Origin of the sequence: Neorhizobium sp. 2083 (assembly GCF_031455615.1) — a bacterium.
GTDB lineage: Bacteria > Pseudomonadota > Alphaproteobacteria > Rhizobiales > Rhizobiaceae > Neorhizobium.
In genome coordinates, this window is the sequence record NZ_JAVDTC010000003.1 from 38,328 (window position 1) to 59,817 (window position 21,490).

18 protein-coding genes and 3 pseudogenes are annotated in these 21,490 nt (G+C 58.5%); 10 read left to right on the top strand and 11 right to left on the bottom strand.

Annotated features, from left to right (window positions below; all coding sequences use genetic code 11):
• Nucleotides 1-40: 40 nt before the first annotated feature.
• On the bottom strand, nt 41-916 hold the full coding sequence (locus J2X76_RS12960) for a 2-hydroxy-3-oxopropionate reductase (protein ID WP_310216654.1): 876 nt from the start codon (nt 914-916) through the stop codon (nt 41-43).
• Nucleotides 917-1,121: 205 nt separating this feature from the next.
• Between J2X76_RS12960 and J2X76_RS12965 the strand changes: the two genes are divergently transcribed.
• The 6 genes and pseudogenes from J2X76_RS12965 to J2X76_RS12990 form a co-directional block, all read left to right on the top strand.
• Entirely contained in the window at nt 1,122-2,495 is a 1,374-nt protein-coding gene (locus tag J2X76_RS12965; RefSeq protein ID WP_310218013.1) for an aldehyde dehydrogenase family protein, read from the top strand.
• Nucleotides 2,496-2,723: 228 nt separating this feature from the next.
• Nucleotides 2,724-3,443 (top strand): ribonuclease activity regulator RraA, encoded by a 720-nt coding sequence (locus J2X76_RS12970; protein ID WP_113286080.1) that lies wholly within the window; start codon nt 2,724-2,726, stop codon nt 3,441-3,443.
• Between the two features lie 189 nt (nt 3,444-3,632).
• Entirely contained in the window at nt 3,633-5,213 is a 1,581-nt protein-coding gene (locus J2X76_RS12975; protein ID WP_310216656.1) for a Re/Si-specific NAD(P)(+) transhydrogenase subunit alpha, read from the top strand.
• A gap of 31 nt (nt 5,214-5,244) precedes the next feature.
• A complete protein-coding gene (locus tag J2X76_RS12980) occupies nt 5,245-6,681 on the top strand; it encodes an NAD(P)(+) transhydrogenase (Re/Si-specific) subunit beta (protein WP_310216659.1) in 1,437 nt (478 codons plus the stop codon).
• A gap of 212 nt (nt 6,682-6,893) precedes the next feature.
• Nucleotides 6,894-7,325, top strand: a complete 432-nt coding sequence (locus J2X76_RS12985; RefSeq protein ID WP_113286083.1) for a heme-binding protein — start codon at nt 6,894-6,896, stop codon at nt 7,323-7,325.
• Nucleotides 7,326-7,364: 39 nt separating this feature from the next.
• Nucleotides 7,365-7,544: pseudogene (locus tag J2X76_RS12990) on the top strand (hypothetical protein); the annotation flags it as partial.
• Between the two features lie 465 nt (nt 7,545-8,009).
• On the opposite strand, the pseudogene J2X76_RS12995 reads toward J2X76_RS12990, so the two are convergent.
• The 4 genes and pseudogenes from J2X76_RS12995 to J2X76_RS13010 all read right to left on the bottom strand — a co-directional run.
• Nucleotides 8,010-8,519, bottom strand: a pseudogene (locus J2X76_RS12995) (integrase core domain-containing protein); the annotation flags it as partial.
• A gap of 306 nt (nt 8,520-8,825) precedes the next feature.
• Nucleotides 8,826-9,911 (bottom strand): Do family serine endopeptidase, encoded by a 1,086-nt coding sequence (locus J2X76_RS13000; protein WP_405030030.1) that lies wholly within the window; start codon nt 9,909-9,911, stop codon nt 8,826-8,828.
• Between the two features lie 65 nt (nt 9,912-9,976).
• The gene (locus tag J2X76_RS13005) at nt 9,977-10,486 is read right to left on the bottom strand and encodes an Hsp20/alpha crystallin family protein (RefSeq protein ID WP_310216662.1); all 510 of its coding nucleotides are present in this window, start codon (nt 10,484-10,486) and stop codon (nt 9,977-9,979) included.
• 93 nt (nt 10,487-10,579) lie between these two features.
• Nucleotides 10,580-11,056, bottom strand: coding sequence for an Hsp20 family protein (locus J2X76_RS13010; protein WP_310218015.1), 477 nt, complete (start codon nt 11,054-11,056; stop codon nt 10,580-10,582).
• A 226-nt stretch (nt 11,057-11,282) separates the two neighbouring features.
• On the opposite strand from J2X76_RS13010, the pseudogene J2X76_RS13015 reads away from it, so the two are divergent.
• Nucleotides 11,283-11,503 (top strand): annotated as a pseudogene (locus J2X76_RS13015) (hypothetical protein).
• Between the two features lie 41 nt (nt 11,504-11,544).
• Here the strand turns inward: J2X76_RS13015 and J2X76_RS13020 are convergent.
• The 5 genes from J2X76_RS13020 to groES form a co-directional block, all read right to left on the bottom strand.
• Nucleotides 11,545-13,755, bottom strand: a complete 2,211-nt coding sequence (locus J2X76_RS13020; protein WP_310216664.1) for an amylo-alpha-1,6-glucosidase — start codon at nt 13,753-13,755, stop codon at nt 11,545-11,547.
• Between the two features lie 13 nt (nt 13,756-13,768).
• Nucleotides 13,769-14,863 carry a glycosyltransferase family 4 protein gene (locus J2X76_RS13025; RefSeq protein ID WP_310216666.1) on the bottom strand — a complete coding sequence of 365 codons (1,095 nt, stop codon included), beginning with the start codon at nt 14,861-14,863 and terminating at the stop codon, nt 13,769-13,771.
• An 86-nt stretch (nt 14,864-14,949) separates the two neighbouring features.
• Entirely contained in the window at nt 14,950-15,372 is a 423-nt protein-coding gene (locus tag J2X76_RS13030; RefSeq protein ID WP_310216668.1) for a hypothetical protein, read from the bottom strand.
• A gap of 97 nt (nt 15,373-15,469) precedes the next feature.
• Nucleotides 15,470-17,098: a chaperonin GroEL gene (gene groL, locus J2X76_RS13035; protein WP_310216671.1), complete on the bottom strand. Its 1,629-nt coding sequence runs from the start codon at nt 17,096-17,098 to the stop codon at nt 15,470-15,472.
• 55 nt (nt 17,099-17,153) lie between these two features.
• Nucleotides 17,154-17,468: a co-chaperone GroES gene (gene groES, locus J2X76_RS13040; RefSeq protein ID WP_310216674.1), complete on the bottom strand. Its 315-nt coding sequence runs from the start codon at nt 17,466-17,468 to the stop codon at nt 17,154-17,156.
• A gap of 281 nt (nt 17,469-17,749) precedes the next feature.
• Between groES and J2X76_RS13045 the strand changes: the two genes are divergently transcribed.
• Together J2X76_RS13045 and J2X76_RS13050 are read left to right on the top strand one after the other, a co-directional pair.
• A complete protein-coding gene (locus tag J2X76_RS13045; protein WP_310216677.1) occupies nt 17,750-18,022 on the top strand; it encodes an usg protein in 273 nt (90 codons plus the stop codon).
• A gap of 95 nt (nt 18,023-18,117) precedes the next feature.
• The gene (locus tag J2X76_RS13050) at nt 18,118-18,408 is read left to right on the top strand and encodes a hypothetical protein (protein WP_310216680.1); all 291 of its coding nucleotides are present in this window, start codon (nt 18,118-18,120) and stop codon (nt 18,406-18,408) included.
• A gap of 1,187 nt (nt 18,409-19,595) precedes the next feature.
• On the opposite strand, the gene J2X76_RS13055 is transcribed toward J2X76_RS13050, so the two are convergent.
• The gene (locus tag J2X76_RS13055) at nt 19,596-20,420 is read right to left on the bottom strand and encodes a helix-turn-helix domain-containing protein (RefSeq protein WP_310216683.1); all 825 of its coding nucleotides are present in this window, start codon (nt 20,418-20,420) and stop codon (nt 19,596-19,598) included.
• 120 nt (nt 20,421-20,540) lie between these two features.
• Between J2X76_RS13055 and J2X76_RS13060 the strand changes: the two genes are divergently transcribed.
• Nucleotides 20,541-21,488 carry a DUF6282 family protein gene (locus J2X76_RS13060; RefSeq protein WP_113131456.1) on the top strand — a complete coding sequence of 316 codons (948 nt, stop codon included), beginning with the start codon at nt 20,541-20,543 and terminating at the stop codon, nt 21,486-21,488.
• The last annotated feature ends 2 nt before the right edge of the window (nt 21,489-21,490 follow it).

Below are 21,490 nucleotides of genomic sequence, written 5' to 3' on the forward strand. Positions count from 1 at the left end.
TGGGACCTCAATGCGAGGTCCCACAGGCTTTGGCCAATTTTTAGCTATTTTTCCTTGCGTTTTTCAGCTCAAGGTAGAGAGCGGAGTGATCGCGGCCGCCATTTCCCTTCTCGATCGCTGCGGACATCAAGTCCCGGGTAGCCAGAGTGTTCGGAACCATAACATTCAAGGACTCCGCGGCACTTGCCGCAAGGCTCAAATCCTTGTGATGAAGCTTGATCGCGAAACCGGGATCAAAGGTCTTATCGATCATACGCTTCCCGTGAACTTCGAGAATCCGAGACTGGGCAAACCCTCCCATCAACGCTTCACGAACTTTCGCAAGATCGGCTCCAGCCTGCTCTGCGAGAACGAAAGCTTCGCCGATCGCTTCGATGGTTAGACCAACGATCATCTGGTTGGCCACCTTGGCTACCTGTCCGGCGCCGTTCTCTCCGACAAGCGTAATGTTCTTGCCCATCGCTTCAAACAAGCCCTTTGCGTTGTCGAAGTCTTTCTGGCTGCCGCCAACCATGATGGAAAGCGTGCCGGCTCTGGCTCCTATTTCGCCACCAGAAACCGGGGCATCAATGTAGGAACCGCCCTTTGCCGCAATCCGCTTCGCAAATTCCCTAGTCGCAACAGGATCAATCGAACTCATGTCAATTACAACCGTGCCAGGGCGGATGGCGACGGCAACCCCGTCGTCGGCAAACAAGACCGTCTCCACGTCTGGGGTGTTGGGCAACATCAGGATAACATAGTCGACATCAGTAGCGGCTTTAGAGGCCGTATCCGCGGGTATGCCCCCGAGGTCCAACAGATTTTGATGAGTATCTTTAACCCGGTGAAGTTTAAGGGTATGGCCAGCCTGAAGCAGCCGCTCGGCCATTGGCTTGCCCATCGTCCCTAGCCCGATAAATCCGATATTCGCCACGGTAGACCTCTCTCTGCCTCAATGTAATCAACTTCGTACAACTTCATTGCACTAATAACAAATATATGTCAATTCGCTGGCATTTGTTGCGGCTTGAAGTGTTCGTGCTGCCGCGGACGGGGATGAGAACTTGATGAAAGGTAATTCGATGGTCCATCAGAACCTGATCGCCGGCGAATGAGTCGGCTCAGACGCTTCGAAGAACATCAATCCGTCCGACACGAATGATGTCGTGGGCATGTATGCCCAAGGCAGCGCAGACGATGCCAAGCAGGCAATCGCCGCCGCAAAAGCCGCCTTTCCGGCCTGGGCGCGCTCCGGCATCCTGGAACGCCACGCGATCCTGAGAAAGACCTCCGACGAGATCCTTGCCCGCAAGGAAGAGCTCGGCGCGCTTCTCGCCCGCGAGGAAGGCAAGATCCTTCCCGAAGCGATTGGCGAAGTCACCCGCGCCGCCCAGATTTTTGATTTCTTCGCCGGCGAAGCGCTGCGGCTCACCGGTGAAATGGTGCCGTCCGCACGCCCGAACATCGGCGTCGAGATCACCCGCGAACCGCTCGGCGTCATCGGCATCATCACGCCCTGGAATTTCCCGATCGCCATTCCGGCCTGGAAGATCGCGCCGGCGCTCTGCTACGGCAACACGGTGGTCTTCAAGCCGGCCGACCTCGTGCCGGGCTGCGCATGGGCGATCGTCGACATCCTTCACCGCGCCGGCCTGCCGAAGGGCGTGCTCAACCTCGTCATGGGCCGCGGTTCGGTCGTCGGCCAGGCGATGCTGGAAAGCCCGGACCTCGCCGGCATCACCTTTACCGGCTCCACCGGCACCGGCAAGCGCGTGGCGCTCGCCTCGATCGAGCATAACCGCAAGTTCCAGCTCGAAATGGGCGGCAAGAACCCGATGGTCGTCCTCGACGACGCCGACCTTTCCGTCGCCGTCGAAGCGGCCGCCAATTCCGGCTTCTTCTCGACCGGCCAGCGTTGCACCGCCTCCTCGCGCCTGATCGTGACGGAAGGCATCCACGACAAGTTCGTCGCCGCCCTCACCGAAAGGCTGAAGACGCTCAATGTCGACAACGCCATGAAGGCCGGCAGCCATATCGGCCCGGTCGTCGACGACAAGCAGCTGAAGCAGGACACCGACTATATCGAGATCGGCAAAAACGAGGGCGCCAAGCTCGCCTTCGGCGGCGAACTCGTCAAGCGCGATACTCCCGGCTTCTACCTGCAGCCGACGCTGTTCACCGAAGCGACCAACCAGATGCGCATCTCCCGCGAGGAAATCTTCGGGCCGGTCGCATCGGTCATCCGTGCCAAGAACTACGAGGAAGCGCTGGCGATTGCCAACGACACGCCGTTCGGCCTCTCCGCCGGCATCGCCACCACCAGCCTCAAGCATGCGACCCACTTCAAGCGCAATTCGGAGGCCGGCATGGTGATGGTCAACCTGCCGACGGCGGGCGTCGACTTCCACGTTCCGTTCGGCGGCCGCAAGGCTTCCTCCTTCGGTCCGCGCGAACAGGGCAAATATGCCGCCGAATTCTTCACCGTGGTGAAGACCGCCTACATGCAGCCATAATTCCTAAAAACCAAAGTTGAGATACAACTATTGACAGATTTGACCAAATTTGTATTTTGCCTTTGGGATAACTCAGCCTATCGACGAACATCCGAACGGACCTCGGCCACATGTAGGTCGACAAGGACCGAGCGTTCTGAGGCTACTCAGGGCGCTCAAATCAATGATGCGTGGGAACCGCAATGGACTTTTGCCGCTGCGGATCCACGTAAGCGAGGAGCAAAGAAATTGACTAACCTGAAAGTCGAGACGCGCGATAAGTTAAAACTAGTTTCGACGCCTACTCTCATGACCGCCCTCTATAAGCGTGGCCTCAGGAACCAATGGATTCAAGATATCCATCGGATCAACAAGCACTCAGGAAATATGGTAGGCGAAGCATTTACTCTCCGATATATGCCGGCACGAGAAGATCTCAATCAACTTGAAGTGTTTCGTGATCGGGAACACCCGCAACGAAAGGCGGTCGAGGTGTGCCCAGCGGGTGCTGTTTTTGTAATCGATAGCCGTAAGGATCCGCGCGCTGCATCGGCAGGGTCGATCTTGATATCGCGACTTATGGTGCGCGGAGTCGCTGGCATCGTTACTGACGGTGGTTTTCGTGACACTCCAGATATTGAGAAGCTGGGGATCCCCGCGTATCATAACCGGCCATCGGCTCCCACAAACCTCACCCTCCATCAAGCCATCGATATCAATGTCCCAATCGGGTGCGGCGACACCCCGGTGTTTCCGGGAGACGTAATCGTCGGCGATAATGAAGGGGTTGTGGTCATTCCGGCGCATCTTGCAGACGAGATCGCTGATGAAGCTACCGAGATGACCGCGTACGAGGATTTTGTCACCGAGGAAGTCATAAACGGTCGGTCGATCCTTGGCCTCTATCCTGCAACCGATGAGCAGAGCCTTGTCGATTATCGTGCTTGGCGACAGAAAACTGGCCGCTAGAATTTGAAGTAGGGTAGGGCGGGCATTTGATCGACCCGCCCTAATCCGATCAGCTTTCCATATGGCGTCACTTCGGCACTATTGGGTCACGGGCAGGGCTGTCAGTGATTTACCAAGTGACGGCATGCCAAGCAGTTGAGTTTCTTGGTCCCTCTCTGCCGAAGACGCCTCGACAGAAATCGAGAGACTATGAAAACCATCGTTGGCGCTCCAAAGGAGCTCTTCCTGGGGGATGCGCGCGTAGCATTAACTCCTGATAGCGCATTGCATCTTCAGAAGCTCGGCTTCGAATGCCTTGTGGAAATTGGTGCCGGGCAGAAATCTGGCTTTTCGGATGAAGCCTATCGGTCGGCTGGTGTCACAGTCGTTGATAGCGCTGCGGAGCTATACGATCAGGCCCACGTTGTCGTCAAAGTTCGGCCGCCGGAACCCTCGGAGATGGAACGGCTGCGGCCCGGCCAGACGCTGATCTCATTCTTCTACCCGACCCAGAACAAGGAGCTTCTTGAACAGGCCAAGCACACCGGCGCCAACGTCATCGCCATGGACATGGTGCCGCGCATTTCGCGCGCCCAGAAGATGGATGCCCTGTCTTCAATGGCCAATATCGCCGGTTATCGTGCGGTCATCGAGGCCGGCAACAATTTCGGCCGCTTCTTCACCGGCCAAGTGACGGCCGCGGGCAAGGTGCCGCCGGCCAAGGTGCTGGTGATCGGCGCCGGCGTCGCCGGCCTTGCTGCGATCGGGACCGCGACTTCGCTCGGCGCTATTACCTATGCCTTCGACGTTCGCCCGGAAGTGGCCGAGCAGATCGAATCCATGGGTGCGGAATTCGTTTTCCTCGACTTCAAGGATCAGGTTGCCGATGGCGCCGCGACCGGTGGTTATGCCGCGCCGTCCTCGCCGGAATTCCGCGAGAAGCAGCTTCGAAAATTCCGCGAGTTGGCGCCCGAGATCGATATCGTCATCACCACAGCGCTGATCCCCGGTCGCGATGCGCCGAAGCTTTGGCTGGCCGACATGGTGGCGATGATGAAGCCGGGTTCCGTCATCATCGACCTTGCCGCAGAACGTGGCGGCAATTGCGACCTCACCGTCGCCGAGCAGCGGGTCGTGTCCGACAATGGCGTCGTCGTCGTCGGCTATACCGATTTCCCGAGCCGCATGGCTGCCCAGGCCTCGACGCTCTATTCCACCAATATCCGCCACATGATGGCCGACCTGACGCCTGCCAAGGACGGCAAGATCGTCCATAATATGGAAGATGACGTCATTCGCGGCGCGACCATTGCCTTCGAAGGCGGCATCACCTTCCCACCGCCGCTGCCGAAGATCCAAGCCATTGCCACCCAGAAGCCGAAGGAAAGGGAAAAGGAACCGACGCCGGAAGAGAAGCGGGCGGTCGAGGCCGCCACCTTCAAGGCGCAGACCAGGAGCCAGTCAATTCTGCTCCTCGTCGCCACCGTGCTGCTGCTGATCGTCGGCTCTCAAGCCCCGGCGAGCTTCATGAACCATTTCGTGGTCTTCGTGCTTGCCTGTTTCGTCGGCTTCCAGGTGATCTGGAACGTCTCGCATTCGCTGCATACGCCGCTGATGGCGGTGACCAACGCCGTGTCCGGCATCGTCATCCTCGGCGCACTGCTGCAGATCGGTTCGGGCAGCTGGCTGGTCGTCGTGCTCGCGGCCCTTTCTGTGCTGGTGGCGACGATCAACATCGTCGGCGGTTTCATGGTGACACGGCGCATGCTCGCCATGTTCCAGAAGTCCTGATCGGTCCAGAGAGTATAAGGGTTTATCGCATATGATGATCGGTATCGTTTCCGCCGCCTATATCTCTGCAGCCGTTCTATTCATTCTTTCGCTCGGCGGTCTTTCCGGACAGGAAAGCGCCAAGCGCGCCGTCTGGTACGGCATTGTCGGCATGGCGCTCGCCGTCATCGCCACCGTCTTTGGTCTCGGTATGGGCAACTGGTTCATCATCGTATTGATGATCGCCGGTGGTGCAGTACTCGGCCACTATGTGGCAAGTCGCGTCCAGATGACGGAAATGCCGCAGCTCGTGGCGGCGCTCCACTCCTTCGTCGGCCTTGCTGCCGTGTTCGTCGGCTTCAACGCCCATATCGAAGCAGCCCGCATCGCCGGCATGGACGCCACGGCGCGCGCCATGCTGACCGGCTTCGCCGGCATCCTAGCGCATAAGGACCCAGTCGAACTCGCCATCATGAAGGTCGAGGTTTTCCTCGGCGTGTTCATCGGTGCGGTCACCTTCACCGGCTCGGTCGTCGCCTTCGGCAAGCTGGCCGGCAAGGTGGATGGCAAGGCGAAGAAGCTGCCGGGCGGGCATTTCCTGAATGCCGGTGCCGCCGTCCTGTCGCTGCTGCTGCTCCTGATGTGTGTCAACGGGGCCGGCGTCTGGACCTTAATCCTGATGACGCTGCTTGCCTTCTTCATCGGTTATCACCTGATCATGGGTATCGGCGGCGCGGATATGCCGGTCGTGGTATCGATGCTGAACAGCTATTCCGGCTGGGCCGCGGCGGCGATCGGCTTCACGCTCGGCAACGATCTGCTGATCGTCGTTGGTGCGCTGGTCGGATCCTCGGGTGCGATCCTATCCTACATCATGTGCAAGGCGATGAACCGTTCGTTCGTTTCCGTCATCCTCGGCGGCTTTGGCGGTGGTTCCACCGGTCCGGCCATGGTGATCGAAGGCGAGCAGATCGCCATTGATGCCGACGGCGTGGCCTCCGCGCTCAACGATGCCGATTCCATCGTCATCGTGCCGGGTTACGGCATGGCGGTGGCGCAGGCGCAGCAGCCGGTCGCCGAACTGACCCGCAAGCTGCGCGCCGCCGGCAAGACGGTGCGCTTCGCCATCCATCCGGTGGCGGGACGTCTGCCGGGTCACATGAACGTGCTGCTCGCGGAAGCCAAGGTACCCTACGACATCGTGCTGGAAATGGACGAGATCAATGACGATTTCCCCTCGACCGATGTCGTGATCGTCATCGGCTCCAACGACATCGTCAACCCGGCCGCCCAGGAGGATCCGAACTCGCCGATCGCCGGCATGCCGGTCCTGGAAGTGTGGAAGGCCAAGCAGGTGTTCGTCTCCAAACGCGGCCATGGCACCGGTTACTCCGGCATCGAGAACCCGCTGTTCTACAAGTCGAATACCCGCATGTTCTACGGTGACGCCCGCAAGAGCGTGGAGCAGCTGCTGCCGCTATCCCTGTGATTGCATCTTACAAGAGCGCAGGTTGCGCCCCTTTTGCCGCATCGTGGAAAAAGGGGAACCCTGCCTGCGATCTCGCAAACTTTTCGGTTACTCCCAAAGCAAGCTTTGAATCGATACCGACCGTTATGCTGATGAGAGGCATCTCGGGGGGTGGTCCAAGCTAAGAACCGCCGCACAAAGCCAGGCAAAACCAGGCCTACGAGGAAAAACTGATGCTGCGAATCAACCGGATAAGCCTTGATGATGCGAGAGTGCTCATCTCTGGAGCTAGAGCAAAAGCCGAACAGATCGGTGTTCCTATGTGCATTGCTGTCACCGATGAATCCGGGCAGCTTGTTGCTTTCGAAAGAATGGACGGGGGTAAGCTAACGAGCACTATCATTGCTCAGGACAAAGCATTTACTGCTGCTGGGGCGAAGAGAACGACGGAAAGCTATGGTACCGCCAGCCAGCCAGGAAGTCCTGCTTATGGAATCAACTCTGCAATTGGCGGAAGACTTGTCGTAGTTGCGGGAGGACTCCCAGTAGTTGTGAACGGGGAGGTCGTAGGTGGCATTGGGTTAAGCTCGGGCACACCCGCTCAGGACACTGAATGTGCACAGGCAGGGGTCGATCTGTTCTTGAGATTATCCGAATCCCTCTGAAACCGATATCTGCCGACCAATCCTGCATGGGGACATCCGATGGCCCGCATCGAAAAAAATGGTCTCGCGCTCGACGAGACGCTCTACGATTTCCTGGTGACGGAAGCGCTGCCGGGCACCGGTGTCGATGCCGACCGGTTTTTCTCCGAGTTTTCGAAGATCGTCCACAACCTGGCGCCGAAGAACCGCGACCTTCTCGCGAAGCGCGATGCCTTCCAGTTAACGGAAGGCGTGCCTTCGAGGCGAAGCGCCGCGAGGAAGAGGCAAAGCGGAACGAGGCAGCCTGACCGCCACCCTCAATCAGCAGGCTAGCCGAGGTGCGCCGGACGTATATATAGCTCAGACTACTGGTCGATCTCTAAATACCTCATCGATGCGCATGATCAATCACCTCGACTGCTCTCCCGAATGAGGAGCTAATGGGCGTCCGGCGTTTTCTGATAGACGCGCAAAATTCCCAGTTCCGGTGAAAACTTTCCCTGTTCCTGTAACCAGGGAATTTGAAGCTAACACCTTCTGGCAGCATAGCAATTTAGTGCCATCCAGGGTGCCGGAGTAGTCGAGATTACAAAATTCCCTGTAAACCGGCCGAAAACAGGGAAATGCAGTTACTGAGACTGGTTCGCAGCGGTCTGCTTCCAGCACCACTCTAAGCCGGTCCGTTCTGGACACATAGGTTACGTTTTATTCCTGAGACATAGGTAACACTTTCGGGCCGAAAGGGTTCGAGCCTGCATGTCTCGTCATCGAAGTATCCCAGGTCGTAATCCATGAAGCTTGCGAGCCAGATGCGGTCTTCGACCTGTTTGATGCCGACGGCCTGCCCTGCGAAGAGCTGGCTGAGATTGATTTTCTTGCGCTTGTAGCAGATGCGGCCGCATGTGGTGACGATGACCGTCTGGTCGTGGAATGGATAGTCGAGATCCGGCAGGCCGCGATAGGGTCGCGGTGAAGCGCCGTAGCGTTCTGCCGGGCAAGCCATGCCGAGCGCCTGATGGGCCGCTCGGTGTTGAATTTCTCGACGAAATCGTCGAAGCGAGCCTGCTGCTGCAGGAAATTGTCTCCGGCCGGCTTGGTTGTTTCAAGTTTCAGTGTCAGATGCATGCGCTCATGGCGGCCGTTCTGCTGCGGGTTGCCCGGCTTGATGCGTTCAATGTCGATGTCGATGCCGAGCCTGAGCCACCAGACCGCCAGGCCGATCCTCTACACATTGCGGTCCGGCAGAAGTCGGGCTGCTGCGATGAGCGAGTTTAGTACACGGGTTAGGATCGCGTATTGGCGCCGTAGGCCGCCGAATTTCACGTTTACAGCCGTAGATCAGCATGGTCGACGGTTCGTGTCTTATCAAAGGCGCTGCATTCCGCTAGGGGTCTTTGAGTGCTTCTTTGCATTCGCCACCAGGCCTAACGAAAGCTGACACCATTGAATTCCCCGTTGATGAGCATTCCTGGCCGTGGACAGGCCGCGGCTGAAACACATGGCCTGCCGCGAGACCGACTTCTACGATCCGCTCACGCGCGCCTTTACCGTGCGCTCGGAGCCACTGCTCCTGACTGTTAGCTCAATCTGAGAGCCTACGGGCGTTAGCCCGATGCGATTGCGCAGATCAGCCGCCCCAGTAACCGGTCGACCATCGACAGCCGCAACCACGTCACCCGGTTTCAATCCCGCTCCAGCGGCCGGGGATCCGGTCTCAACCGCTGCGATCAGCGCACCGCGCGCATCATCCAACCCGAGCGACGCAGCCATATCGGAATCAATATCCTGAATTGCAACGCCCAGCTTGCCGCGAACGACTTCTCCATGTTGGATCAGCTGGGTCATCACCAATCTTGCGATCTTGCTCGGCACCGCAAAGCCGATGCCGATGTTGCCGCCGGCTGGGCTGAGGATGGCAGAGTTGATACCCGCAAGCCTCCCGTCAAAGGTTACGAGCGCCCCACCTGAGTTGCCAGGATTGATCGAGGCGTCCGTCTGGATAAAATCTTCATAACCTTCGTGGCTAAGACCGCTTCGGCCAAGCGCGCTGACAATGCCGGAAGTAACGGTCTGACCAAGACCGAAGGGATTGCCGATCGCCACAACATAATCGCCAACGCGCAATGCGTCCGAGTCACCAAAGGGCAACCCGGTCAGATTGCGGGCCGGTATCTGGAGAACGGCGATGTCGGTACCCTTGTCGGAGCCGACAAGCTTTGCATCCAGCCCCCTGCCGTCCTTCAGCGTCACGAGTATCTTGCGGGCATTTGCGACGACATGATGGTTCGTCAGCACGTAGCCTCGCGTCGCATCAACAATGACACCCGAGCCGGCACTCAGACGCGGTTCCGCCTGAGGCTGATCCGGAAGGTTGAAGTAGCGGCGGAAGTAGGGGTCACTGTAGAGCGGGTTATCTTCTTCCGGCGCTTGCGAAACAACCGAGATGTTGACGACCGCTGGAGTAACCTTATCCAGCATCGGAGCAAGTGTGGGTACACCACCGCCAATTCCGGGCGCGAACTGGGCCTGGGCCGGAGAGGCCCCAGCAAGCAGGGAGACGGTGAAGACGATGATCAATGGCTTGATCAGCCTTATGAGCGCAAACATAGATCACTCCTTGTTGTCGAACATGCTGACGCAGAAAAAGCCGGAGGGCGCCCTCCGGCTTTTCCTTAATGTCTGATGGCAATGCGCTTGACCTGCGACTGCGCCTTGTCCGTCTTCGGCAAAGTGACAGTCAGCACGCCGTTCTTGAAGCGGGCATCGACCTGGTCATCCTTGACCTCTACCCCGAGCGGGATGCGGCGCTCGAAGCGGCCGTAATAGCGCTCGGTGAACTGGCGATCCTTGTCTTCGGTCTCGGAGCGCTTCTCACCCTTCAGCGTCAGCACGCCGTCGTTGAGGAGGACCTCGATGTCCTTCTCTTCGAGGCCGGGCACCTCGGCAGTCACCCTGATCTCGTTATTGGTGTCGGAGATCTCGACGCTTGGCCAGCCGGCACTGAAACCAGTACCGCTCCCGAAGGCCCGCAGGCCGGAGCCAAAGCCGCGGAAGACGTCGTCGAACAGACGGTTCACCTCGCGATGCAGCGACAGGAAAGGATCACGATCGTCATCGCGCAGGACACTCGGAACCTGGTTGCCATTGTTGCGGCCCCAGGGAATCAGATCACGAACACTCATGATTTTCTCCTTTCTGTTGGATCAGTCGGCAAAATTTCCCTATTGACGCCGGGCATTGCCCGGCGTCTTGCGCGCTTATGGCGTTCGAAGGGCTTAAGCCGCCCGCTTGTCGGACTCGATCTGTTTCATGTCGGCGTTCGGCAGAGCCATGTCGGTCCTAATCTCGATCTCGCGCGGCTTCAGCGCTTCAGGGATTTCGCGCTTGAGATCGATCGTCAACAGACCATTGACGAGGCCCGCGCCGACGACCTTGACGTGATCCGCAAGCTCGAACCGACGCTGGAACGAACGGCCGGCAATCCCGCGGTGCAGATATTGCACGTCTTCGGCATTTGCCTTCTGACCCGATACGAAGAGCATGTTCTGCTCCTGGGTAATCGTCAGTTCGTCCTGCGAGAAGCCTGCCACTGCCATCGCGACATGGTATTCGTCCTCACCGGACTTGACGATGTCATACGGGGGCCAGTTGTCGATCGTCTCGATGCGGCTTGCAGCCTCGAGCGCATTCAACATTCGGTCGAAGCCGATGCTCGAACGGAACAGGGGGGAAAAATCGAGGTTTGTCCTCATAGCCATATCCTCCTTGTAAGCAACATGGATACAAGGAGACGCCAAGAGCACATGGCGCCTCCTGGACTATCGATCCCCATTGGGCAATCGAACAATATTGATATAATTCAGCTAGTTGCGAGTTCAAGGGCAGTGAGATTGCCCGGCATAAAAATTTGATTTTTTCGTTTCCGTCACCAGATTCGGCGGGAGCTCAGATAGGAAAGTCCACAAAGGAGCAATGGATATGACAATGACTTCCGACGACGTCATCACCATCCTTGGCCCTGTCGATGAACTCTCGTGGCCGATGTCATCGCGACGGGCGCAACGCAGGCTGAACTCTCCGAGGCATTCGTGTGGGCCAACAACGACGAAGCCTTGATAGGTGAAGGACGACCTTTGCCGAGCGGCAGGGTTACCACCCTGGTCGACCTGCTGGTTTCCGACGAAGATGAACCGGAATAGCCAAGGCGGGTAACCGTGCCGCCTTGCAGACGCTGCCTCGCCTATGCCGTCGTCAGCACTCGGACATCGCCCCTGCGGTCGATCACGTCAACCACCACATTACGACCGGAGCGGCGAAGAGCAACGTCGGCCGAACCTTTGCCGATCAGCAGGTGCCGCAATATAACCTCGTTAAGGAAGGCGGGAAGTTCCGGCTCTTTGAAGCTGATCTGCAATGCAGTCGGATCGAAATCGAGACCAAGGCAGGATTGCAGCAGCGACAGCGACGCCGCGGCAGCCCAGGCCTGCGGTGAGCATGCGACCGGATAAAAGGTCGGGCCCTGCGCCCGCTGGCGCGGCAGGCCACAGAAGAGTTCCGGAAGCCGGCGCAGGTCGATATAGGTCGAAGCGGCAAACAGCCCCTCGAAAATCCGTGCCGCTTCGGCGCGATAGCCGTAACGGGCAAGACCACTGGCGATCAAGGCATTGTCATGCGGCCAGACCGAGCCGTTATGGTAGCTCATCGGATTATAGCGTGCCTCCGTGGAGGCGATCGTGCGGACGCCCCAGCCGCAGAAGGAAGGCGCGCTCATCAGCGTGCGGACAACTTGTCTGGCACGCTCGGGATAGGCAATGCCGGTCAAGAGCGCGTGGCCGGCATTCGATGATCGGACCCGACAGGGGCGTTTATCTCCGTCCAAGGCAAGCACATAAGTGCCTAGTTCCTCATCGAAGAAGCACGTGTCGAAGGAGCGGCGCAGGCCTTCGGCCCGCGCGAGAAAACGTGCGGCCTGTTCCGGCCGGTCGAGCAGGCGGAAGATTTCCGCCGCCGCTTGCCAGGCGCCATGGACATAGGCTTGAACCTCGGCAATCGCGATTGGCCCTCTGGCCAGCGTGCCGTCCGCGTGGAAGACGGAATCATGGCTGTCTTTCCATGCCTGGTTGATCAATCCTTCTTCTGTTAGCCGCCCATATTCGACAAAACCGTCACCGTCACGATCGCCATGCTCGTCGATCCAGGTCAGCGCCGCCTCGATATGCGGCAGTAGCCGCCGGATGGTAGCGAGATCTCCGGTCCGGTTGAGATATTCGCCGGCGAGCATCACGAAGAGCGGCGTCGAATCGATGCTGCCATAGTAGCGCCGGAAAGGAACCTCGCCGAGTTCGGCCATTTCGCCATCACGCACTTCGTGAAGGATCTTTCCGGGCTCGGCATCCGCGACGGGATCGATCTCCGTCGCCTGGTTCGCCGCCAAATGCCCGAGCACGCCGCGGGCGATTTGCGGATCGAGCCAGAGCGTCTGAAGCGCGGTGATCAGCGCGTCGCGCCCGAAGACGGTGCTGAACCAGGGAATGCCGGCATAAGGGTAAGGCCCTTCCGGTTTGTCGGTCATCAGCATGTAAAGATCGGAGATGCTGCGCCGCGCAACCTCATTGAATATCTCGTTGGACGTCACGATCGACGCCGCGCGCGAGGAAGACGAGCGCAATGCACGGCGGGCATCCCGTAGGGCTAAGAAGAATGAACGGTGGCTCAGGCGGTCGGCTGCGGTCTGATCGCAGGCGATCTCGATGAAGAGCGACCGCGTCTCGCGCGGCCCGAGATGAAGATCATAGGCAATGAGATCGCTGCGGATTTCATCCGGCGGGGGAGCGAACGACAGACGCGTGGATCGCTTGCGGTCATCAAGGCCGATATAGGAGAGGAGGATCGAGTCCTGCTCTATGACGGCGGGAAGATGCCGCCCTCTCCTTCCTCTTGTGGTTCCGCGGACCTCGAAAAGGTCGGCGAAATCGGTCCCGAACGCGATTTCGATACGAACATGTTGTGGCCGATCATCGTAGTTCCTTATGGCCAGCCGTTCGCAGCAACGCGCATTCCACAGGAAGCGAGACCTACGCAGATGAATGAGATCATGCTCGAGCGTGAGCTTGCCCTTCTCGTCAAAAAGATCGGGATTGGTGAGATCGCAGGTCAACGTTGCGTTGTCGTCGCGTAGCGTCGACGACAGCAGCATCGGTCGCTTTCCGCTGATGGTCAGGTAGAGATGCGAAAGATAGCGGGTATCCCGGTGAAACAGGCCTTCCGGGCTACCCGGTCCGGAAAGCGCATCGCCATTGTGGTCGAAGACGGCAAAGGTATCGCCGTGCTTCAGGGTGCGCGGCCGGCGCTCCTGCAGCGATGCGGCCGCTGGGATGAAGAATTGCGCCATCGGCGTGGTTGGTTCTACCGATGCGACGGATGACTGGCTATCCACAAAAGGGGCCGACATGCCACAAATCTCCCTATGCAACGACTTGGAGATCCAAGCCTCGACCATTCGCGCGGCGTAGCGGGGCCGCCTGGGTGCGAACGCCAGGCAGGCTGCGATAGATATCGAGGTAGTCCCGCGCCATCCGTTCTGCACTGAAACGCTTCTCGAAGGTCGCCCGAATTTTCTTTCGATTCATGCGCAAAGCCCATTCGACGTTCTCGGCCGCTTCCGTGACGCTGTCGACGAGGATGCCCGACGCGCCATTGTCGATGACCTCCGGCGCGGAGCCGCATCCGAACGCAATGACCGGCGTACCACATGCCATGGCTTCGATCATGACCAGTCCGAAGGGCTCAGGCCAGTCGATCGGGAAAAGCAGCGCAAGAGCGTTGCCGAGGAAGTCGGCTTTCTGTTGCTCGTTGATCTCACCGATGAATTCGACATTCGGGTGGCTCTTGATCATCGGCTCGATCATCGTCTCCCAATAGGCCCTGTCGGCATCATCGATCTTGGCCGCGATCTTCAGCGGTATACCGACCCTCGTCGCGATCTCGATGGCACGATCCGGGCGCTTTTCCGGCGATATCCGTCCGAGGAAGGCAAGATAATTCCCCTGGGGCTTTTCGGTGAAAGGCAGGAGGTCGACCGGCAGGCCATGATAGACCGTTCCGGACCAGTTGACCGGTGGCATCGGACCTCGCTGATCGTTGGAGATCGATACCAGCGGAATATCGGGAAAAGCCTTGTAAAAGGGCTTGAGGTCCGGCAGGTCGAGGCGCCCATGCAGCGTCGTGACCGTGCGATCGGCAAAATCCCGGATCAGCGGAAAATGCAGGAGATCGATATGGAAGTGCAGCACGTCGAATTCGTGCGCCCGCCGGCGGATCTCCTCCAGCATCACGACCTGATGTGGCAAGTGGTCTTCAACAGCCTGGTTGAGCCTGAGTGCGACATCCGAGCACGCCACCAGCCTGGCGTTGGTGACAGAGTCGCCGCTGGCAAAAAGCGTGACGTCATGGCCCTGGGCGACAAGTTCTTCGGTGAGATAGGAAACAATGCGTTCGGTTCCCCCATAGAATTTGGGCGGAACACTTTCAGCGAGTGGCGCGATCTGAGCGATCTTCATCGGCAAAACCTCCTCAAATGAGCAAAGAGTCGTCGGTAAAAATCCTGCCTGCGTCCTAAACAGGCACGCGGCTGTTACGGTGGTCGCTACATCTCGAACGGCTGTCGGCGGCGATCTCCTTTCCGGTAGCTGCAGAGGCCAAGGCGACCAAATCGGCGCGATTTTGGTTTCCGGCGGAGCGTCCTGTGGACGCCGAAGGAGCTTGATAAGTCTTGCTCTCCGGCTCGCTGGTGGTGCTTGTCCAAGGTTTTCAGCGCTTCGATGATCTCATCGTAAGAGACGGCTTTATCCGCACCAGGATAAAGACGAAGGGCTGGGATGGACTCGATGGCAAAGATGTCGGATGCCCATGACGCGAGAATGGCACGCTTCTCGTCATTACCGATGTCGTCTGCGGCAAGCACATCACGCGGGTGATCGAAGTGTTTGGCCGGATGAAGCAGATGCGCCGCACTGATCGCTGCTGTAGCATTCTCCGGTATCGAATTGTTGATGCTTTCCTTTCTCATGGTCTGGCTCCATTGATCTTGACCGATGGAACTTATTCAACAATTTGGAGGAGGCTCGCCCCTCGAGGGTGGGACGAGCCTCCGGCAGCAGGCGGCCTTAGAAGTCCATGCCGGCGCCCGCGGGCAGGGCCGGAGCGGCTTCCTTCTTGGGCTTTTCGGCAATCATCGCTTCCGTCGTCACCAGAAGGCCTGCGACCGAAGCGGCATCCTGGAGGGCCGTGCGCACGACCTTGGCGGGATCGATCACACCCTGGGCGTAGAGATCACCATATTCGCCGGTCTGGGCGTTCCAGCCGTAGGAGAACTCCGATTTCTCGCGCAGCTTGCCGACGATCACCGAACCTTCGGCGCCGGCGTTCTCGGCGATCTGCCGGACCGGCGCCTCGATAGCGCGGCGAACAATTTCGACGCCGACCTTCTGATCCTGGTTGGCCGATGCGAGATTTTCGAGGGCCTTCACGGCGCGCAGCAGCGCAACACCGCCGCCCGGGAGGATGCCTTCCTCGACAGCCGCACGGGTCGCATGCAGTGCATCGTCGACACGGTCCTTCTTCTCCTTGACTTCCACTTCGGTCGAGCCGCCGACGCGGATCACGGCGACGCCGCCAGCGAGCTTAGCAAGGCGTTCCTGCAGCTTCTCGCGGTCGTAATCGGAGGTCGTCTCCTCGATTTGGGCGCGGATCTGCGCGGTGCGGCCTTCGATCTCAGCACGCGAACCGGCACCATCGATGATGGTTGTGTTCTCCTTCTCGATCGCCACCTTCTTCGACCGGCCGAGCATGTTGAGCGTGACGTTTTCGAGCTTGATGCCAAGGTCTTCGGAGATGACAGTGCCGCCCGTCAGGATGGCGATGTCTTCCAGCATGGCCTTGCGGCGGTCGCCGAAGCCCGGAGCCTTGACGGCAGCGATCTTGAGGCCGCCACGCAGCTTGTTGACGACGAGAGTTGCAAGAGCTTCGCCTTCAACGTCTTCGGCGATGATCAGGAGCGGCTTGCCCGACTGGACAACAGCCTCCAGCACCGGCAGCATTGCCTGAAGGTTGGAGAGCTTCTTCTCGTGAATCAAGATATAGGGATCTTCCAGCTCGACCCGCATCTTGTCCTGATTGGTGACGAAGTAGGGCGACAGGTAGCCGCGGTCGAACTGCATGCCCTCGACGACTTCGAGTTCGGTTTCGGCGGTCTTGGCTTCTTCAACCGTGATGACGCCTTCGTTGCCGACCTTCTCCATCGCCTCCGCAAGATAGCGGCCGATTTCCTCGTCACCGTTCGCCGAGATCGTTCCGACCTGGGCGATCTCGGAATTACTGGTGATCTTGCGGGCGTTTGACTTGAGTTCCTTGACAACGGCGTCGACGGCAATGTCGATGCCGCGCTTCAGGTCCATCGGGTTCATGCCAGAGGCAACCGCCTTGGCGCCTTCCTTGACGATCGCCTGGGCCAGAACGGTTGCGGTTGTGGTACCGTCGCCCGCGAGGTCGTTGGTTTTCGAAGCGACTTCGCGCAGCATCTGCGCGCCCATGTTCTCGAACTTGTCTTCCAGTTCGATTTCCTTGGCGACCGATACGCCGTCCTTGGTGATGCGAGGCGCGCCGAACGACTTGTCGATCACGACGTTGCGGCCCTTCGGGCCGAGCGTTACCTTCACCGCATTGGCGAGCACGTCGACCCCACGCAGCATCCGTTCACGGGCATCGGTGTTGAACTTGACTTCTTTCGCAGCCATTTCTCTAACTCCTCAATAGGCAGCTATCTGACTGATGGTTTTTGGCGTTAAATGCTCAGGCGGCTTTCTTCTGCTCTGCCTGGGCCGCGATGATGCCCATGACATCGCTTTCTTTCATGATCAGCAGGTCCTCGCCGTTGATCTTGATCTCGGTGCCAGACCATTTGCCGAACAGGATGCGATCGCCGACCTTGACGTCGAGCGCCTGGATGTGGCCGGTCTCGTTGCGGGCGCCGGGACCGACGGCGATGACTTCGCCCTCCTGCGGTTTTTCCTTGGCGGTGTCGGGAATGATGATGCCGCCTTTGGTCTTCTCTTCGGATTCGACCCGGCGGACGAGAATGCGATCGTGAAGCGGTCGGAACGACATGTTTTCCTCCAATGGACAAACAATGATGATGTTGTTCCCCCTGGCCGGACCGGATGACCAGTCCGGGCGGGTGCAAAACCTCTGTCGAGCGTTCTGCGCAAAAAGATCTGGTTTCGCGATTTTTCGATTTCAAGAGGGCGAAGCGAAAAAATTAGCACTCATCTGGAACTGCTGCTAACGCGCTGGAAAGGAACAAGAAACTGGCATGCCGCGTTGATAAAAGCGTTGATGGCCGCAAAATTTTGCGCCAGCATTTGCAATGTCTGAAACGGAGATGAAGCATGCGATTTTCATCGGATCTGGAGCGTCAACTGAACGGCTACGGGCTGACCACCGCACATATCCTTTACCGAATTCCCGATTTCGAATCCGTCCTGCAGACCTACGTATGGCAGGACTACGACCTAGCCCCCGATTTCCCCGAAATGCACAAGTTCCTGGATTTCTGGCAGGCCAGCCTTGATGGCCCTCTCCATTCCGTCCGTTACACCCATCAGCGCCTGATCGGGCCGAACGATTGGCGCCGTGTCGAGGGCGAGTTCAAGCTTCACTGAGGGCTTGAAATTGAAATTCCGTTTTCCTAGCTCTTCCGCGGCCGGGGCTTGATGAGCTCGGCTTTATCCGCACGTCTGTTCAGAGTGAGGCAAAGATGGAAGAAGGAATTAACGCGATTAAAGATCTCGACGTCGAAGAGCGCGAGGAGGTTTTCGTGAACATCGCTCGCGCCCTCGAAAGCACGGCACGAGACGCCTTCATCGAAGGGCACAGGCATTTTGCTGCCATTTCGACCAATATGGCTGAAGCGATTCGCGTCAACGCCGACGAGCTTGCCCGTGACGATCTGCGCAATGCCGAACGCGTACTCCAGCAGGCAACTGCGATGATCGCGCAATTCAAGGCGGTTCATCCGTATCCGATGGTGAGCATGGCGGTGCACTGATAATCATGTGCCCTCCCTGCTTTGCGTGATCGTCGTCCTAACCCCAAACGCATCAAAAGGAGCGCCGTGCGACTCGGCGCCGCCGAGATGCGATCGCACGGTCGGCGGTATGATTCCATGACCAGGCGGTAGTGGCAAACGCCTCCCGATTTACAGCAAGCACAAAGAACCTCTTTCGCTGCCAGCCTGTACGGACTACCAGAGGGACTTTTCCTTGATGGCACGTTATTTCAAGTGGATATCGGAGCCAGCTTGGTAACAATGCGGCACGTTGATCATTGCAATTAGTCGGTGCAGTTTGCGGTGGACCTGCGCGCGGGAGATCGATGATCGTACCGTCGATCAAGCGTGCCGATTGCCTAATAGGTCTGCAAATCGGGAGAGGCTTGCACTGGCATATAAATCGACGATTGGGAGCGTGGACAAGCGCCGCAAAGGCGGCGCGACGCATTATCGAGCCACAGTAGTCTCGACTGATGCGGCCCGAGCTCTGAAATTGGCGTCATGTATCTGCGCCATTGCGACAGCGATTGCGCGCTCGACGGGCTCGATAAGCATAATGTCTGGATCGTTTGCGATGTATGCGAGCGTTTGTTCGATGAATGCTTCACGCTCGGGACCACGAACGTGATACGCCGAGGCGTAGCGTTCGAGAAGCGGTTGCAATATGGGACGTGAAGATCGAGAAGCAAACATGGCTTCGCCTCCATTCAGCAGGCGGGAGCATATCGTAACTCTCAGGCATCGGCGCCTACACATTCGGTTGCCGATGATGTTCCATCATCACATGCCGGGAACAACGCGTCTATGTCATTTGACATGACGCGCTACGATTTTGCGTTTTGTCAAAATTATTCGAATATTGCCCCTACTTGACGGGTCGGCGGTTCGGATTCCCGCAGCTATAGGGATGAATCACGTCACGACTCGAAGTCGCCCGCACCGTTCGTCGGCGGTTCTATTTCACGGCGTCTGGCGCCATGCCGGATAGCGCTCATTGGATCAGGCGCGAGCGCAACATCGTCGACGTTTCTATCGCAGTTCGCTGTTGATGAAACTGCTTGCCGACCGCGAAGGGCGTCCACTGCTCGAACGATACGCCTTTCGGCGGACGATCATATCTCTTCTGGCGGCAGTGCGCCGATCGCGTTGCGAGGTGTCGGCTCCGTGAACGTCAGTGGACTAGTTCAATATGATTTGGAAATAGCCGACGGATCTGCGGAGCTGACGTCGATTGCCACGCTGCTGGATAGCCTGTTCAGGTCTTCCGAAATTGCGACCGCTGCCGATTTGAGAATTGGAACATAGCGATCCCGTGCCTCCTGCTCTGAATCAAACGCGGCTTTGAAATAGGTCAGTCCCAGGCTTGCGAGCACCCGGCCGCTTTTGGCTATGATCGGAACGGCAATAGTGTCGGAGTTGCGGGGTTCGACGGTCGAGGAACGTGTTGCGTAACCGTTGCTCCGCACTTCGTTTAGCAGGCGAAGAAGTTTGTCCCGGTGGTGGCTCAGTGCATTTTCCGGGTTGTCGGATTTTTGCAAGATGTCGATCATTACATTGCGGTCTTCACCGTCGAGAAAGGCAAGATAAGCGAGCCCCATTGCGCGGGTGAGCATGCACAGGCGCTTGTTGACCGTGCTGTGGAATGGCGAAATCAGGCTGTCAGGCACCGTACTGAAGCGGATGATCATGTCATCATAATCCGGCAGGGCAATGGCGACGGGCCATTTGTGCTTGCGGGTGATGGCGATCGCCCACGCCCGGCCGGCTTCGACGACCAGTGGCCCCTTGTGGAAACCGGAACTGAGCGACGTAACGAGCGCACTCACCTGGTAGCCGCCCTGCCGCGTGTCGTTCTCCACGTAGCCTGCCTCTTCCAGCGTCCGCAGGATGCGCACGAGCGTTGGCTTGGGCAGTTTCGTGCGGGCATGAAGCTGCGCGATCGTGTTGATCGGCTGCTGGTTCAGCTCCTGAAGCACGTTCATCGCGCGTTCTATAGCTCGAATTGTCATGGGTCCTCCTCCCAGACTGTCCGCCAAGCCATTCCGGCTCGCGAAACGATAGAGACGATAGGTTGTCGCTGGGCCAAGTCAAGTTCTAAGGCTGCCTTAGATGCAAGGAGGATGACGTTCATGGCTTCGACAGAGGATACGAAACGCAACCGCGAGGAAGTTCGCCGACTGATCGCCGGTGTCGACGACGCCTTGGCGGCAAGCCTGTTGCGCGGCGCATTGGATCTTCATGTGCATTCCGGGCCTTCGACGATGCCGCGCCAGCTTGATCATCTGGAAGCGGCCGAAGAAGCCGCGGCGGCTGGCATGCGTGCTTTGCTTTTCAAGGATCACCACTATTCCGTGGCGCCGTTCATTCCCCTGATGGAGCGGGTGCTGGGGGATCGCGGCCTTGCCATGTATAGCGGCCTCGTACTCAACAATTCGACCGGCGGCTTCAATCCCTTTGTCGTGGACGCACAGTTGAAGATGGGCGCCAAGCTGATCTGGATGCCGACGGCACAGGCCGCCAATCATATCAGAAGCGCCCATCGCAAGGTCCGCCTCGCCTCCAATGTCGAACTGAAAAACTCGCCGGCGCTCAGTGTCGTTGACGGATATGGGAATATTCTCGACGAGGTAAAACAGATCCTCGACATGATCGCCGAGTTTGACGTGATCCTGTCTTCCGGCCATCTGCATGTCTGGGAAATCTGGCGGTTGTTCGAGGAGGCGAAAAAGCGCGGAGTCAAGCGCCTCCTCATCAACCACCCGATGTACGGCCTGCACTTCACCTATGACGACATCCGCGACCTGGCGGCCATGGGTGCGCTGGTCGAGCAATCGGCCGGCATGTATGTCGACAGCCGCTTCAACGCCTATTCCCCGCAGGAACTCAAGGAGCACATCCTGGCTGCCGGCGTTGCGCACTCGTCGATCGGCTCCGATCTGGGGCAGGTCGATAATCCGACACCTGTGGAAGGTATGCGGCAGGCCATCAAGCTCTGCTTGGCGCTCGGTTTCAGCGAGGCGGAGGTGCGGGCCATGGTTTCGGATAATCCGGCTCGACTGGTCGGTCTGGCAGATTGACG